Source organism: Pseudomonas sp. NFACC25 (genome assembly GCF_900100935.1).
In the GTDB taxonomy this organism is placed as follows: Bacteria; Pseudomonadota; Gammaproteobacteria; order Pseudomonadales; family Pseudomonadaceae; genus Aquipseudomonas; species Aquipseudomonas marginalis.
Map to the genome: position 1 here is coordinate 175,720 of NZ_FMUC01000007.1, position 15,459 is coordinate 191,178.

The 15,459-nt window shown below is 63.9% G+C and carries 16 protein-coding genes; 10 read left to right on the top strand and 6 right to left on the bottom strand.

What is annotated here, in order from left to right; genetic code table 11:
- Positions 1–2 precede the first annotated feature (2 nt).
- The 5 genes from BLQ09_RS17610 to BLQ09_RS17630 form a co-directional block, all read right to left on the bottom strand.
- On the bottom strand, positions 3–995 hold the full coding sequence (locus tag BLQ09_RS17610; RefSeq protein ID WP_027605813.1) for a LacI family DNA-binding transcriptional regulator: 993 nt from the start codon (positions 993–995) through the stop codon (positions 3–5).
- Between the two features lie 21 nt (positions 996–1,016).
- Positions 1,017–1,949: an ABC transporter substrate-binding protein gene (locus tag BLQ09_RS17615; protein ID WP_092358053.1), complete on the bottom strand. Its 933-nt coding sequence runs from the start codon at positions 1,947–1,949 to the stop codon at positions 1,017–1,019.
- A gap of 34 nt (positions 1,950–1,983) precedes the next feature.
- Positions 1,984–2,961 (bottom strand): ABC transporter permease subunit, encoded by a 978-nt coding sequence (locus BLQ09_RS17620; protein ID WP_027605811.1) that lies wholly within the window; start codon positions 2,959–2,961, stop codon positions 1,984–1,986.
- Positions 2,954–4,486: a sugar ABC transporter ATP-binding protein gene (locus tag BLQ09_RS17625; RefSeq protein WP_092358055.1), complete on the bottom strand. Its 1,533-nt coding sequence runs from the start codon at positions 4,484–4,486 to the stop codon at positions 2,954–2,956. Before BLQ09_RS17625 ends, BLQ09_RS17620 begins: the two co-directional genes overlap by 8 nt.
- Positions 4,487–4,650: 164 nt before the next feature.
- On the bottom strand, positions 4,651–5,193 hold the full coding sequence (locus tag BLQ09_RS17630; protein WP_027605809.1) for a cytochrome b: 543 nt from the start codon (positions 5,191–5,193) through the stop codon (positions 4,651–4,653).
- A gap of 176 nt (positions 5,194–5,369) precedes the next feature.
- On the opposite strand from BLQ09_RS17630, the gene BLQ09_RS17635 reads away from it, so the two are divergent.
- From BLQ09_RS17635 to BLQ09_RS17665, 7 genes are read left to right on the top strand one after another with little or no spacing between them, the layout of a single operon-like run.
- Positions 5,370–6,047: a thermostable hemolysin gene (locus tag BLQ09_RS17635; protein WP_027605808.1), complete on the top strand. Its 678-nt coding sequence runs from the start codon at positions 5,370–5,372 to the stop codon at positions 6,045–6,047.
- On the top strand, positions 6,037–7,515 hold the full coding sequence (locus tag BLQ09_RS17640; RefSeq protein ID WP_027605807.1) for an AMP-binding protein: 1,479 nt from the start codon (positions 6,037–6,039) through the stop codon (positions 7,513–7,515). Before BLQ09_RS17635 ends, BLQ09_RS17640 begins: the two co-directional genes overlap by 11 nt.
- Complete coding sequence (locus BLQ09_RS17645) at positions 7,512–8,186, top strand: iron-containing redox enzyme family protein (RefSeq protein ID WP_027605806.1); 675 nt, start codon at positions 7,512–7,514, stop codon at positions 8,184–8,186. The genes BLQ09_RS17640 and BLQ09_RS17645 overlap by 4 nt, the downstream gene beginning before the upstream one ends.
- Complete coding sequence (locus tag BLQ09_RS17650; RefSeq protein ID WP_027605805.1) at positions 8,173–8,982, top strand: SDR family oxidoreductase; 810 nt, start codon at positions 8,173–8,175, stop codon at positions 8,980–8,982. The genes BLQ09_RS17645 and BLQ09_RS17650 overlap by 14 nt, the downstream gene beginning before the upstream one ends.
- A complete protein-coding gene (locus tag BLQ09_RS17655) occupies positions 8,979–9,623 on the top strand; it encodes a tetratricopeptide repeat protein (RefSeq protein ID WP_027605804.1) in 645 nt (214 codons plus the stop codon). The genes BLQ09_RS17650 and BLQ09_RS17655 overlap by 4 nt, the downstream gene beginning before the upstream one ends.
- A gap of 12 nt (positions 9,624–9,635) precedes the next feature.
- A complete protein-coding gene (locus BLQ09_RS17660) occupies positions 9,636–10,298 on the top strand; it encodes a response regulator (RefSeq protein WP_027605803.1) in 663 nt (220 codons plus the stop codon).
- Positions 10,295–11,659, top strand: coding sequence for an ATP-binding protein (locus tag BLQ09_RS17665; RefSeq protein ID WP_092358057.1), 1,365 nt, complete (start codon positions 10,295–10,297; stop codon positions 11,657–11,659). Before BLQ09_RS17660 ends, BLQ09_RS17665 begins: the two co-directional genes overlap by 4 nt.
- A gap of 15 nt (positions 11,660–11,674) precedes the next feature.
- Here the strand turns inward: BLQ09_RS17665 and BLQ09_RS17670 are convergent, their stop codons facing one another.
- Positions 11,675–12,748 (bottom strand): NAD(P)-dependent alcohol dehydrogenase, encoded by a 1,074-nt coding sequence (locus BLQ09_RS17670; protein WP_027605801.1) that lies wholly within the window; start codon positions 12,746–12,748, stop codon positions 11,675–11,677.
- Positions 12,749–12,968: 220 nt separating this feature from the next.
- Here BLQ09_RS17670 and BLQ09_RS17675 point away from each other — a divergent pair, with 220 nt between their 5' ends.
- The 3 genes from BLQ09_RS17675 to BLQ09_RS17685 all read left to right on the top strand — a co-directional run bounded on the left by BLQ09_RS17675 (position 12,969) and on the right by BLQ09_RS17685 (position 15,456).
- Positions 12,969–13,532 (top strand): GNAT family N-acetyltransferase, encoded by a 564-nt coding sequence (locus BLQ09_RS17675; protein WP_092358059.1) that lies wholly within the window; start codon positions 12,969–12,971, stop codon positions 13,530–13,532.
- Positions 13,533–13,735: 203 nt separating this feature from the next.
- Positions 13,736–15,085, top strand: a complete 1,350-nt coding sequence (locus tag BLQ09_RS17680) for a sensor histidine kinase (protein WP_092358166.1) — start codon at positions 13,736–13,738, stop codon at positions 15,083–15,085.
- On the top strand, positions 15,070–15,456 hold the full coding sequence (locus BLQ09_RS17685; RefSeq protein ID WP_092358061.1) for a response regulator: 387 nt from the start codon (positions 15,070–15,072) through the stop codon (positions 15,454–15,456). The genes BLQ09_RS17680 and BLQ09_RS17685 overlap by 16 nt, the downstream gene beginning before the upstream one ends.
- Positions 15,457–15,459 lie beyond the last annotated feature (3 nt).

Consider the following 15,459-nt stretch of genomic DNA (forward strand, 5'->3'; position numbering starts at 1 on the left):
CATCAAGGACAGCCACAGGAGTTACGTAACTGCAGGGTCGGCGCCAGGCGCACGCTCTGGGGCGGTGCGTCAGGCGACGCCATACGTTGCAGCAACAGGTCGACCGCGCGGGCGCCAAGGGCCTTGACCGGCTGTGCGATCAGGCTCAGGCGCGGCACGAAAAAATCCGCCCAGTCAAAACCATCAAACCCCACAAGGGCCATTTGTCTCGGCACTTCAAGCTGCGCGTCACGCAGAGCGTGCATCGCGCCGAGGGTCATCAGGTTATTGCCGGCCATGATCGCCGTGGGTGGCGAAGCCAGGCCCAGCAACTGCGCCGTGGCTTGGCGCGCCGGTTCGGTGTTGGAGCCACCGTTGACCAGCAGCTGCGGATCGAAGGCCAGCCCCGCCGCGTGCAACGCCGCGCGGTAACCCGCTACCCGCTCATCCGTAGTACTGAAACCCGTGCGCCCGGCGATAAAGCCGATGCGGCGGTGCCCGTGACCGATCAGGTGCTCAATCAGGGCCTGGGTGGCCTGGGCATTCTCCACCCCGACCTGGTCAAACTGCTCGCTCATCATGCGGTCCACCAGCACCGCCGGAATCTCGTTGGCGCGCAGGTATTCCAGGGCCATCGAGCCGTTCGACGGCGCCAGCACGATACCGTCGACCCGCCGATGATGCAGCGCCATGACGACCCGCAGCTCCTGCTCCGGGTCGTCGTGGGTGTCGACAAACAGCATCATGTAGCCGTGCTTGGCGCACTCGGTTTCAATCGCGTGCACCGTCTCGCTGAAGTAATGGTTGGACAGCGCCGAGATCGCCACGCCGATCGTGTTGGTACTCGACCGCGCCAGCGAGCGCGCCAGGGTGTTGGGGATATACCCCAGCGCCTGGATCGCCCGCTGCACCGCCAGCACCGTGGCCGGGCTGACCTTGCGGGTGCCGTTCAACACGTGTGACACGGTCGACGTCGACACCCCCGCCCTGCTTGCCACGTCATCCATGGTCACCACGACGCTGTCCCTCTCACGCTATCAGTGTTTACTCGACCAGCCGCTGTACGTACCGACGTTGTCGCGGGTGATCAGTTTTGGCGTGAGCAGGGTCACCGCTTCGGCCGGGGCCTTGTCGTTGAGCAGGTCATTGCCGACATTCACCGCCGTCTGCGCCATGGCCCACGGGTCCTGGCTGGCTGACGCCTGGATCTGGGTATCGGTCTTCAGCGCGTTCTCGATATCCGGCGCGCCGTCCACCGAGGTGATGATGATGCCGCTGCGCTTGAGCTGCTTGGCCGCCAGGTCGCTGCCGATGGCCTGGGGGTCGTTGATCGCAAACAGGCCGTCGATTTTCGGGAAGCGCGTGAGGTAGCCCTGCATCACGTTCAGGCCGCCTTCGCGGGAGCCTTTGCCGTCCTGGTCGTCGGACAGCACCTTGATCTCCGGCGCGCCGGCCAATGCGGCTTTACAGCCTTTGACGCGGTCGGTCACGGCGGTGACTTGCGGGCCATTCTGGATAATCACGTTGCCCTTGCCGGCAAGCTTGTCCACCAGGTATTGGCAGGCCAGCTTGCCGGCTTCGACGTTGTCGGTCTGCACGGTGGCATTCACGCCCTTGGCGTCCACATCCACCGCCACCACGACGATGCCGGCATCGCGGGCTTTCTTGATCGCCGAGGCCATGGCCGAAGGGTCGACGGCGTTGATCAGGATCAGGTCGACCTTGGACGAGATAAAGTTGTCGATCTGCGAAAATTGCTTGCTCAGGTCATAGTCGGCGGACACCGAGGTGACCTTGACGTTGGGGTTCAGCTCCTTGGCCCGGGCCGTGGCGCCATCGGCCAGGGTCACGAAATACGGGTTGCCGAGCGAGCCCATGCTGATGCCCAGGGCCTTGAGTTCACGGGCCTCTGCGGCTTGGGACATCAGGGCAGCCAAGGCAATGACGGGAAACATGCGTTTAAGGTTCATGCGGGTCTCTCTTGTGATTGTTATGGGAGTGAAATCAGGTCCGCGCACCGGACTGGCGATAGCGATCCAGCGCGACCGCGCCGATGATCACGATGCCCTTGATGATGTACTGCCAGATGTCCGACACCCCCAGCAGCACCAGGCCGTTGGTGAGTACCGCGATGATTAGCGCGCCGATCAGCGTGCCGCCGATGGTGCCGACGCCACCGGTAAAACTGGTACCGCCGAGGATCACCGCGGCAATCGCATCCAGCTCGTAGGATTGCCCCAGTTGCAGGCCATTGGCGGCGAACAGGCGCGAGGCGCTCATCACCGCACCCAGCCCGGCCAACGCGCCGGACATGGCGTAGACGAACAGCAGCACCTTCCACACCTTGATCCCGGAGAGTCGCGCCGCTTCGGGGTTGCCGCCTACCGAATAGATCTGCACGCCCATCACCGTGCGGCGCAGGATGAACCACGACAGCGCCACCACCGCCACGGCGATCACCACCAGCCAGGGCACGCCAAGGATCGAGTCGTTGCCGATAAAGGCAAACGGCAGGTCGGGGTTGAACACGGTCTTGTCATCGGCCAGCAGACGCGCCAGGCCGCGCATGGCGGTGAGTGCGCCAAGGGTGACGATAAACGGCGGCAGGCGCATAAAGGCAATCAACCCGCCGTTGACCAGGCCCAGCAGCAGGCCGAAGCCGATACCGGCGGCAATCCCGAACATGCCGAACTGCGGCGACATCGACGCCTGCAACGCCACCACGGCCGACGCCGCCAGGATCGCCCCCACCGACAGGTCGATCCCCGCGGTTAGGATCACAAAGGTCATGCCCGCCGCCAGCACCACGTTGACCGAGGCCTGCTGGGTGATGATCGACAGGTTCTGCATGGTCAGGAAGTTCTCGCTGGCCAGGGCGAAGCCCACCAGCAGCAAAATCAGCACCGGCAACATGCCGACGGTGCGCATCAGTTCGCGGGCACGTTCGGCCTTGCCTGTTGTTGCAATCATCGAATCAGCCATGGGCAACCACCTGATCGCCACCGGTGGCGAGGTCAATAATACGTTCCTGGGAGATGACGTGGCCGGAGGCCCCGCCGACTTCGGCCACCAACTGGCCTTCGCGCATGATCAGCACCCGGTCGCAGGTGCCGATGATTTCCGGCAGCTCGCTGGAGATCACCACGATGCCCACGCCGGCCTGCGCCAGTTGATTGATGATGCGGTAGATCTCGGACTTGGAGCCGATGTCCACGCCGCGTGTGGGTTCGTCGAGGATCAGCACGTGGGGCTTGACCTCCAGCAGCCGCGCCAGCAAGACCTTTTGCTGGTTGCCGCCGGACAACGCGCCGACATTGACCTTGCCCGACGCCACGCGAATCGACAGTGACTTGATTGCATCATTGGCACGTTTCAAACCATGGCCACGGTCGAGCACGCCACCGGCGCGGGCATCCGGCACACAGGCGCAGACGTTGATGTTGTCGGCCACGCTCATGTCTAGGAACAGGCCCTGGGCCTTGCGGTCTTCGGTGAGGTACACCACGCCGGCACGAATCGCATCCGCCGGGTTGCGCAGTTGGGTCACGGTCTTGCCCACCACTTCCAGGGTGCCGCTGGTGCGCGGATCGGCGGCGAAGATCAACCGCGCCAGCTCGGTGCGCCCTGCCCCGACCAGCCCGGCGATACCCAGCACTTCACCGGCATGCAGGTCGAAGCTGCAGTTGCGCACGCGCTTGCCATCGGCCATGTCACGCACGCGCATTACCACCGCACCGGGGTCGTAGGCGGCATGTTCCTTCTTGTAGAAACCGGACAGATCGCGGCCGACCATCATTTTCACGAGGACTTCGGCCGACAGCGCGTCGCGACTCAGCTCGCCGATGTATTGGCCGTCGCGCAGCACCGAGACACGGTCCGACAGTTCATAGATCTCGGCCATGCGATGACTGATGTAGATGATCGCCAGGCCCTGGCTGCGCAGTTGCTTGATCAGCGCAAACAGGCGGTCGGTCTCGCGGGACGACAGCGGCGTGGTCGGTTCGTCCATCACCAGGATCCTGGCATGGGCGTGCAAGGCCCGGGCAATTTCCACCAGCTGACGCTCGGCAATCGACAGGCTGCTGACCTTAGTGGCCGGGGTGAATTCGGCGCCCAGGCGTTGCAGCACTTCGACGCAACCGGCTTGCATGCCCCTGCGGTCGATGGTCCAGCCACGGCGCAGTTCGCGGCCCAGGTAGATGTTCTCGGCCACGCTCAGGTTCGGGCACAGGCTCAATTCCTGGTAGATCACGGCGATGCCGAGGGCTTTGGCGGTGGCGGGGGTAAAGGTGGCGACGGCCTGGCCGGCCATGCGGATTTCACCGCCGGGATCGGCCTGGTAAGCGCCGGAGAGGATTTTCATCAGGGTCGATTTGCCGGCGCCGTTCTCCCCCATCAAGGCGTGGATTTCGCCGGGGTAGACCTTCAGGCCGACATTCTTGAGCACACGCAAACCGTTGAAGGTTTTGCTGATGCCCTGCATCTCGAGCAAGGGTTCAAGGCTCATCAATGAGCTCCTGGTTTTATTATTTTTGTCGTTCAGCCCCCTTTGATCAGAGCCGATTGCCACCGACTCTAATCAGATACATTTACTTACGCAAGCGCTTGCGCAGGCCGTTTGTCGCTAGAAGAAACGTTTCATCAAGCGCATAAAGTGCAATTTTGGCATTTCTAACGTTTTGGCAGCATGCGCACCAGGGTGTTGTCACGCACCCAGTAATGGTGGAACAGCCCCGCGGCAGCATGCAGGCCGATCAACCAATAGCCGGCGCTGCCCAGCCACTCATGCCAGTGCTTGAGTTGCTTGGCCAGGTCGGGGTCCACCGCCAGCAGCGATGGCAAGGCGAACTCGAAATACGGCACGGGCTTGCCTGCGGCGTTGAGCATCAGCCAGGCCAGCAGCGGTGTCACGATCATCAAGCCATACAGTGCCAGGTGCATCAGGTGCGCCACGGCAGTCTGCCAGGCCGGTGGACGCGGCAGGATCGCCGGGCGCGGCGCCAGGCGTCCCAGCAGGCGCAGCCAGACCAGCAGGAAAATCCCGATGCCGAACAGCCCGTGACCGCCGAGCAACACGCCCTTCAATGCATGGCCGCGAGGCAGCAGGCCTTTGATTTCAATGCAGGCGTACACGCCGACAAACAGCGCCAGCATCAGCCAGTGCAGGGTCATCGACAGCTTCGTGTAGCGCTGTGTCAGCAGATGTTCAGTCATGGATGGGGCCTTGTGCAGATGGTGGCCGCAAGCGGCCGTGGAAAGACCGCGCCACCCTGTCCGCGAAGTCTTAAGGCAGTCTGAAGATCGGGAAAAATATCCTTTTGCCACCTTCAGACTTCGTTAAGAAATGCCTCCGATACTCCTCCCAACTTCACTGGGGAGGCGTACTGCCAATGCCCGATATCGATTGGAACATTTCCTTGCCGGTGCTGTTCGGCCATGCCGACAGTGCACCGCTGCGCCTGTCCCGCGCCCTGCCCCAAGACCCGCAGCGGCCTGCCTTCGAAGCGTTTATCCAACAACGTTTTCGCCTTGCCCACGGCGCCGATATCCGCCACTTCATGCCGCAGTTGTTTGGCGTCAGCCAGGCCGACGGCGAGCTGTGTGCCGTTGCCGGTGTGCGCCTGGCAAGCGCCGAGCCGTTGTTCCTGGAGCGTTACCTGGACCATCCGATCGACCCGCTGATCAGTGCCGCCGCCGAACACCCCGTGGAGCGCGGCGCCATCGCCGAAGTCGGCAACCTCGCGGCCAGCGACACCGGCAGTGCGCGCCTGAGCATCATCGCCATTACCTGGCTGCTGGCCATGGGCGGCCTGGAGTGGGTGGCGTTCACCGGCAATATCGGTCTGGTCAACAGCTTCCATCGCCTGGGCTTGAAGCCCGTCACCCTGTGCGCGGCCGACCCGCAGCGCCTGGGCGATGAGCGCCATCACTGGGGCAGTTACTACGAAAGCCAACCGTGGGTGCATGTCGGCAATATCCGCGCCGGGTTCATCCATTTGCGCAACATGGGCCTGTTCTCACGCCTGGGGTTGCCAACCACCCTCGAGGACGCCAGCCATGTCGCCTGAAACCCGCCGCTTCCACGCCGTACTGCGTGGCCATGCCGAACGCAACGATGGCGCCATCGCCCTGTGGGGCGACAGCTTGAAAATGGATTATGCCCAGATGTTCGCCGAAGTGGCGTATCGGCAGGAGCGCCTGCGCGACGAAGGCGTCAAGGTGGTCGCCCTGGCCCTGGACAATGGCGTCGAGGCCATGCTGTGGGACCTGGCAGTGCTGTTCGAAGGCCTGACCTGCCTGACCTTGCCGCCGTTCTTCAGCCCGGCCCAGCGCGCCCATTGCCTGGAACAAAGCCACGCCGAACGGGTGATCGCCGAGCCGCATCTGGCGGCTGAATTGCGCGCCAACGGCTATCAACCGTGCGGCGAATTCTGGTGCCGCGCCTTTGAAGGCCGCCCTTCGATACCCGTGGGTACCGCCAAGGTAACGTTCACCTCCGGCACCACCGGCGCGCCCAAGGGCGTGTGCCTGGGCGCCGACAGCCTGCTGCGGGTGGCCCGCGAGCTGTACCAGGCCAGCCACGGCAGCGACCCACGCCACCACCTGGCGCTGTTGCCCATCGCGATTTTGCTGGAAAACCTCGGTTGCTACGCCGCGCTCTACGCCGGCGCCACCCTCAGCTTGCCCAGCCAGAAGAGCCTGGGCATCCAGGGCGCCAGCGCGGTGGACGCCGCACAATTGCTTGGCTGCCTGGCAACGCGTCAGCCCCACAGCCTGATCCTGGTGCCGCAATTGCTGTTGATGCTGGTGATTGCTGCCGAGCAAAAGGCCTTCAGCCCACAGGGCCTGCGCTTTGCCGCCGTCGGCGGTGCGCGCGTCTCCAAGGCCTTGCTGCAGCGCGCGCAGCAACTGGGCGTACCGGTATACGAAGGTTATGGGCTGTCGGAATGCGCCTCCGTGGTGAGCCTCAATCGTCCCGAGGCACACCGTCCTGGTAGTGTCGGCCGGCCACTGCCCCACGTGGAAATCCGCCTGGCCGAAGACGATGAAGTGCTGATCAAGGGCTCGACGTTGCTCGGCTACCTGGGCCAGACAGACCAACCCGAGCAATGGTGGCCCAGCGGCGACCTCGGCGCCTTTGACGAGGACGGTTTTCTCTACCTCAAGGGCCGCAAGAAACATCAGTTCGTTACCAGTTACGGGCGCAACGTCAACCCGGATTGGGTCGAGGCCGAGCTGACCCAGGGCGGTGTGATCGCCCAGGCGTTCGTGTATGGCGAAGCCCTGCCGCAGAACCACGCCCTGCTCTGGCCCCATCGCGCCGACTGCAGCGACGCGCAACTGGCCGCCGCCGTGGCCGAGGCCAACAGCGGCCTGCCGGACTACGCCCAGGTGCATCGCTGGACGCGCCTGACGCACCCCTTCACCGCCGCCAATGGCTTGCTCACCGCCAATGGCCGGCCACGGCGCGACGCCATCGTCGCCCGTTATCAAGCCCAATTTGCCCCGGCATTCAACGAGGAAGCCTCATCGTGAATTTTTTCGACACGCTGCAAGAAGCCACCCAGCAGGAGCGCCATGCGCTGTTCAACCTGCCGATCATCCGCGACGCCCTGGAGGGCAAGGTCAGCCTCGACAGCTATCGCGCGTTCCTGGCCCAGGCCTACTACCACGTGCGGCATACCGTGCCGTTGATGATGGCCTGCGGTGCGCGCCTGCCTTCGCGCCTGGAATGGCTGCGCAAGGCTGTCTGCGAGTACATCGAGGATGAATACGGCCACGAGCAGTGGGTGCTCGATGACATTGCCGCCTGCGGCGGTGATGACGACGCGGTACGTGACGGGCGCCCCGGTTTGCCCATCGAGTTGATGGTCAGTTACCTCTACGACCTGATCGCCCGTGACAACCCGGTCGGCCTGTTCGGCATGGTCAATGTGCTCGAAGGCACCAGCATCGCCCTGGCCACCCACGCGGCCGGCAGCATCCGTGAGCGCTTGCAACTGCCGGCAACGGCGTTCAGCTACCTGAGTTCCCACGGATCCCTGGATATCGGCCACATGGAAACCTATCGCCGCTTGATGAACAGCCTGGACGACCCCGACGACCAGGCCGCGGTGATACGCGCCTCCAAGGTGGTGTATGCGCTCTACACCGACATGTTCCGCAGCCTGCCGCGTCTCGGGGAGGCGCCCCATGCGCCTGTCTGAAACGCGCGTGGTGCTGACCGGCGCCAGCGGTGGCATCGGCCTGGCGATTGCCACCGCCCTGTGTGCCAGTGGTGCGCAGGTGCTGGCCGTGGCCCGTCACCGTGCACCACTGGAGGGGTTGCTTGAGCGCTACCCGGAGCAACTCTGCTGGGTCGGTGCCGACCTGACCTTCCTCGCCGACCGCCGTAAGGTGCTGGCCGCCGCCGAAGCCATCGGCGGCATCAACCTGCTGATCAACGCCGCCGGCATCAATCACTTCGCCATGCTTGAGCAACTTGAAGACAGCGACATCAACGGCATGCTGGCGCTGAACATCACCGCGCCGATCTGCCTGACCAAGCTGCTGCTTCCGCTGCTCAAGCAGGCACCGAGCGCCATGGTGGTGAATGTCGGTTCCACCTATGGCTCCATCGGCTACCCCGGCTACGCCACCTACTGCGCCAGCAAGTTTGCCTTGCGCGGGTTTTCCGAAGCGTTGCGCCGGGAACTGGCCGACACCCGCGTCGGCGTGCTGTACGTAGCACCGCGCGCGACCCGCACCGCGATGAACAGCCCGGCGGCGCAGGCTTTGAACGATGCGCTCAAATCCAACGTCGATGACCCGCACACCGTGGCATCGGCCGTGATCCAGGCCATAGCCAACCAGCGTCGCGATCTGTACCTGGGCTGGCCGGAGCGTTTTTTTGTGCGCCTCAACAGCCTGCTGCCGAACCTGGTCGACCGGGGTTTGCGTAAACAGCTGCCGCTGGTACGCCGCCTGAGCGACACACCTGAGAATAAGGACCCGAAGCCATGAAACAACTCTTTACCGCGCTGCTGCTCACCGCCCTGAGCCCCTTCACCTGGGCGATGGACGCCGTCGACCAACAACGCCTCAACGAGATCCAGACGCGCTGGGCGCACATCCAATACAACCTGCCCGAGGAACAACGGACCCAGGCTTTTGAACAACTCGCCACCCAGGCTACGGCCTTCACCCACGACCGCCCCCAAGCCGCCGAGGCGTGGATCTGGTCAGGCATCGTCACCAGCAGTTGGGCGGGTGCCCAGGGCGGGCTTGGCGCGTTAAGCAAGGTCAAGGCGGCCAAGGTCGACCTGGAAAAAGCTCTCGCCCTGGATCCCCAGGCCCTGCAAGGCTCGGCCTATACCAGCCTGGCCGCCCTGTACGACCGGGTGCCCGGCTGGCCGATCGGCTTCGGTGATGCGGACAAGGCCGAAGCGCTGCTCAAACAAGCCTTGCAACTGAACCCGGCAGGCATTGATAGTCTGTACTTCTGGGGTGACCACCTGTACCGGCAAAAACGCTATGGCGAAGCCCGTGAAGCCTTGCAAAAAGCCCTGCTGGCCGCGCCCCGGCCCGGTCGCGAAACCGCCGATGCCGGGCGGCGCAAAGAGATCGAAGGCGTGCTGGCTGACATCAACCAAAAACTCAAATGACAAGGAGTCTGCGTGCGCCTTTTACTGATCGAGGATGACGTGGCATTGGGCGAAGGCATTCACCAGGCGCTGGTGCGTGAGGGCTACACCGTCGATTGGCTGCAGGATGGCAGCAGCGCCTTGCATGCGCTGCTCAGCGAAACCTTCGATGCGGCAGTGCTTGACCTCGGCCTGCCACGCATGGACGGTTTGGAGGTGCTGCGGCGCCTGCGTGACAGCGGCTCCAACCTGCCGGTGCTGATCCTCACCGCACGGGATGCCACCGAAGACCGCATCGCCGGGCTGGACGCCGGCGCCGACGATTACCTGATCAAGCCCTTCGACCTGGCCGAACTCAAGGCACGCCTGCGTGCACTGCTGCGCCGCAGCGCCGGCCGGGCACGGGTATTGATCGAACACGCAGGCATCTGCCTGGACCCGAGCACCCAGCAGGTCAGTTACCACGGCGCACCGGTACTGCTTACCCCCAAGGAATATCAACTGCTGCACGAGCTGCTGTCGCCGCCGGGCCGCGTGATGACCCGCGACCAGTTGATGCAGTTGCTCTACGGCTGGAACGAAGAAGCCGAAAGCAACACCCTGGAGGTGCATATCCATCACCTGCGCAAGAAGTTCTCCAGTGAACTGATCCGCACCGTGCGCGGCGTGGGCTACCTGGTGGAGGAGCGCCAATGACCTCGATTCGGCGGCGAACCCTGAGCCTCATTATCGGCCTGCTGCTCACCGGGCTGCTGGTAATCAGCGTGCTCAACCTGCATGACAGCAATCACGAAATCGCCGAAGTCTACGACGCGCAGTTGGCGCAGAACGCCCGCCTGCTCCAGGGTGTCATGAGCATGCCGCTGGCCAGCCAGGACCAGGCCGACCTGTATCGCGCCTTCAACAAAGCCTTGGGCAACGCCATGCCCAAGGTGGACGGGCACCCCTATGAAAGCAAAATCGCCTTCCAGGTGTGGAGCCCACAGGGCGAACTGCTGGTGTTTACCACCAGCGCCCCGTCATTCGCCACGCCCCCCGCACAGCCGGGGTACAGCAATATCGACGACCTTAATGGCCGCCAATGGCGCGGCTTCGTGCTCAAGGACAAGGACAACGGCCTGCGTATCTGGGTCGGCGAGCGTGATGACGTGCGCTCCGACCTGGTCCAGCGCATCGTGCGGCATACCCTGTGGCCCAACGTGCTGGGCAGCCTGATCCTCGCCGCCATGGTCTGGCTGGCCATCGGCTGGGGCCTCAAGCCGCTGGCCGATATGGCCGCCACCTTGCGCGCGCGGCATTCCGGCTCACTGGAGCCGATGCAACTGACGCCCCTGCCCATGGAGTTGGAGCCGATGCAGGCGTCGTTGAACCGCATGCTCGCGCAGATCCAGGACATGCTCGGCCGCGAGCGGCGCTTTATCGCCGATGCCGCCCACGAAATGCGCACGCCCCTGGCGGTATTGCGGGTGCACGCGCAAAACCTGCTGGAAGCCGGCACTGAAACCGAACGGCGCGAGTCCCTGGCCTTCCTGATCAGCGGTGTCGACCGCACCAGCCGCCTGGTCAACCAATTGCTGACCATGGCACGCCTGGAACCCAGCGCCGGGCTGCCAGCCGTGCAAGCTATCGACCTGGCGACAACGGTGCGTGAAACGCTGATTCAGCTGACACCCTGGCTGCTGAGCAAAGGCCTCGAGCTGGTGTTCGATGTCGACGATGCCCAGTACCGCGTAACAACCGATGCCGGCGCAATCAACATCGCCCTGACCAATCTGGTGACCAACGCGGCGAACTTCTCCCCGGAGCACGGGGTGATTACCGTGGGGTTGTGCAAAACAGCCAGGGGATGGGTCCTGAGCGTCGAGGATCAGGGGCCTGGCATCGACGAAAGCCAGCGTGAGCGGCTGTTCGAGCGGTTCTACAGCCGTGGCAATGCCCAGGGCGCCGGCCTGGGCCTGACCATCGTGCAAACCATCGCCCAACGCCTGGGCGGCCAGGTACGCCTGGACAACCTGGCGGCCGGCGGCCTGCGGGCGAGCCTGGAGATTGCGCAGTGATCGGCCCAGCGGGTATCAGGGCGTAATCGCGACTTTCATCACCCCATCGCGCTGATGGGCGAACAGTTCATAGGCCGCCTCGATGTCGTCGAGCTTGAAGCGGTGGGTCACCAGCGGCGACAGGTCCACCCCGCCGCTGGCGACCACCGCCATCAAGCGACGCATGCGTTCCTTGCCGCCGGGGCACAGGGTCGAGACGATGCTGTAATCCCCCAGGCCTGCGCCAAACGCGTCATAGGGGATGCGCAGGTCGCTGGAGTACACCCCAAGGCTGGACAAGCGGCCACCGGGACGCAACACGCGCAAGGCCGATTCGAAGGTGCCTTGGGTGCCCAACGCCTCGATGGCCACATCCACGCCACGCCCGTCGGTCAGGGCCATGATCTGCTCGACCACGTTGCCTTGCTTGAAGTCGACAATATGGGTCGCGCCCAGGCCACGGGCGACGCCCATGCGTTCGCTGACGCCGTCGACCCCAATGATCATCGACGCACCTTTGAGCCGTGCCCCCGCCACCGCGCACAAGCCGATCGGCCCGAGGGCAAACACCGCCACCGTGTCGCCAATGTTGACCTCACCACGCTCGGCACCGGAAAAGCCGGTGGACATGATGTCCGGGCACATCAGCACCTGCTCGTCACTCAGGCCATCGGGGATCGGGCACAGGTTGGCCAGCGCATCGGGCACCAGCACGTATTCGGCCTGGCAGCCGTCGAGGGTGTTGCCGAATTTCCAGCCGCCGGCGGCACGGAAACCATGGCGGGTGTCGGGGCCGTCCTGGGCACCGCAGCCGCACAGGCACGCATAGCTCTGCCCGCTGGGCGTGATTGCGCCGGCGATCACCCGTTGCCCTTCGACGAAACCGCGCACCTGGGAGCCCAGCCGCTCGATGATGCCCACCGGCTCATGGCCCACCGTCAGCCCTTTGGCCACCGGGTACTCACCGCGCAGGATATGCACGTCGGTGCCGCAGATGGTCGTGGTGGTGATCCGCACCAGGGCGTCGAGCGGGCCGACCTCGGGGATCGGTTTATCCTCGAGGACGATGCGGTTTTTCTCAACGAAGACAGCGGCTCTCATGGTTGCCATGGTGTGACCTCCTGCTGGGCATGTGGGGTGGGACCAGACTGCGCCGCGACGGCGCGCCGAACGTTGATCATGGTCAACCCTTTGCCGATGCGCATGACCGAACGTCGCCTGCCCTGCCCGGCGGCCAGGCGTCTTGATGCAGATCAATGGCGCCCCAGCCCCCGGGGGCATGATCGAGCAAGGCACTGTTGCCCGATGCTGACCGCCAGGAGCCCACACCATGCCTACCCTCGAAGCACGTAACCAGCAGGCCGCCCCCGCCTACGCAGCACTGCCGAAACCGCACTGGATCGATCAGCTCGACGATGGCCGCCATGTACTGGTGCGCCCCCTCGGCGCCGACGACCGTGAACGGGAATACAACTTCATCAAGGGCCTGTCCCGTGAATCGCGGCACGCGCGCTTCCTGGGGGAAATCAACGAGCCCGGCAAGACCCTGATGGACCAATTGATGGATGTCGATAACCAGCAACGCATGGCCTTTATCGCCTTGGTGCACGACAACGGCCAACTGATCGAGATCGGCGTGGCCCGCTATGCCGCAGCCAACGCGGATGAATGCGAATGCGCGGTCACCGTGGCCGATGCCTGGCAACACCTGGGCCTGGGGCGCCTTTTGATGCTGCACCTGATGACGGCGGCACGCGCCAATGGCTTTAAACGCATGTACACGGTCGACGCGGCAACCAATGCGCCGTTGCGCGAGTTGAACCAGGCCTTGGGATTCCACAGCGTCATCAACCCGGATGACAGCACCCAGGTCATCAGCAGCGTGATGCTCTAAACCGCGCCGCACGGTAACAGGGCGGCCCGCCGCCCTGTGTCGGCGTACACCCGTTTGAGTGTATCCATACCGTAGTGCGGGCGGTATCTGCTATTGTCCGGGGATCTCATCTCCTCCTCATCGCGTCCACGCGATTTTCTGTGAGCATGCTCTGCGGCCCTGTCATCGACACGGCCGGGCCGATCTGCCTGGAAAACACCGCCATGGACAAACCCGTCACTGGACCACCGCTTGAAGCCCAATCGCGGGCCGAAAAAATCGTCGAATTCAAACGCCAGAAGACCCTGCTGAAAACCGGTGCCCTGCAAGACGCAATCTTCAACAGCGCCTACTTCTCCAGCATCGCCACCGATGAAAAAGGCGTGATCCAGATCTTCAATGTCGGCGCAGAACGCATGCTCGGCTATGCCGCCGAGGATGTCCTCAACCGCATCACCCCCGCCGATATCTCCGACCCCGCCGAACTGATCACCCGCGCCGCCGCCCTCAGCCTGGAGCTGGACACGCCGATCACGCCGGGTTTCGAAGCCCTGGTGTTCAAGGCCTCCCGTGGCATCGAGGATATTTACGAGCTGACCTATATCCGCAAGGACGGCAGCCGCCTGTCGGCCATGGTCTCGGTGACGGCGCTACGTAACCGTCATGACACCATCATCGGTTACCTGTTGATCGGTACCGACAACACCGCACGCAAACACGAAGAAGCCGAGCGCAAAGGCTTTGAGCGCGCGCTGGAGGAAAAGAACCTGGAGCTGGAACATGCCAGCCATATGAAATCCGAATTCCTCGCCACCATGTCCCACGAATTGCGCACACCGCTGAATGCGGTGATCGGTTTTTCCGAGGCGTTGAAGGACGGCCTGGTGGGCGACATGAGTGAGACCCAGCGCGAATACATCGGCGACATCTTTACCAGCGGCCAGCACCTGTTGTCGCTGATCAACGACATTCTCGACCTGTCCAAGGTCGAAGCCGGGATGATGGACCTGGAGCTGGAGTCCGTGGAACTGGCGGGGTTGCTCGCCAACAGCCTGTTGATCGTGCGCGAAAAAGCCGCCCTGCAACGCATCCAGTTGAAGCTCGAAAGCCAGGGCGACTTCGGCACACTGGCCCTGGACCTGCGCAAGACCAAGCAGATCATCTACAACCTGCTGGCCAATGCGGTGAAGTTCAGCGCCCACGGCAGTTCCGTGACCCTGGCGGTGCGCCAGGTGGCCCGCGAACAGGTCGGGCGAGTGCCCGGCGATTGGCCGATGCACGGGTTTGTCCTGCAACCCAGCGTCCACCAGCAGTTCCTCGAATTGAGCGTCAGCGACACCGGCATCGGTATTGCCGAGGACGACATGGGCAAGCTGTTCAAGGCCTTCAGCCAGATCGACAGCAGCCTGGCGCGCAAATTCGAAGGCACCGGCCTGGGCTTGGCGATGGTCAAGCAACTCACCGACCTGCATGGCGGCAGCGTTGCGGTGGCCAGCCGTGAAGGCCTGGGCGCTCGTTTTGTGGTGTGGCTGCCACTCCACCGGGGCACGGAGGCTGAATGGCCCATATCCTGATCGTCGAAGACAACGAGGCCAATATGCGCCTGGCCCGGCTGCTGCTGGTCAACGCCGGCCACACGGTGGTGTGGGCCGCCGACGCCGAGAGCGGCCTGACCCTGGCCCGCGAAGCCCAACCGGCGTTGATCCTGATGGACATCCAGCTGCCTGGCATGGATGGCCTGGCCGCTACCGCACTGCTCAAGCAGGACCCGCACACCGCCCATATCCCGGTGATTGCCCTCACCGCCATGGCCATGAAGGAAGACCGTGAAAAGACCCGGCTGGCCGGTTGCGATGCCTACATCAGCAAGCCGCTGCGCTACAAAGAGCTGTACCAGGTGATCGACACGCTGTTGCAACACACAACCCTCGCCCCCCTCAGATGAGTC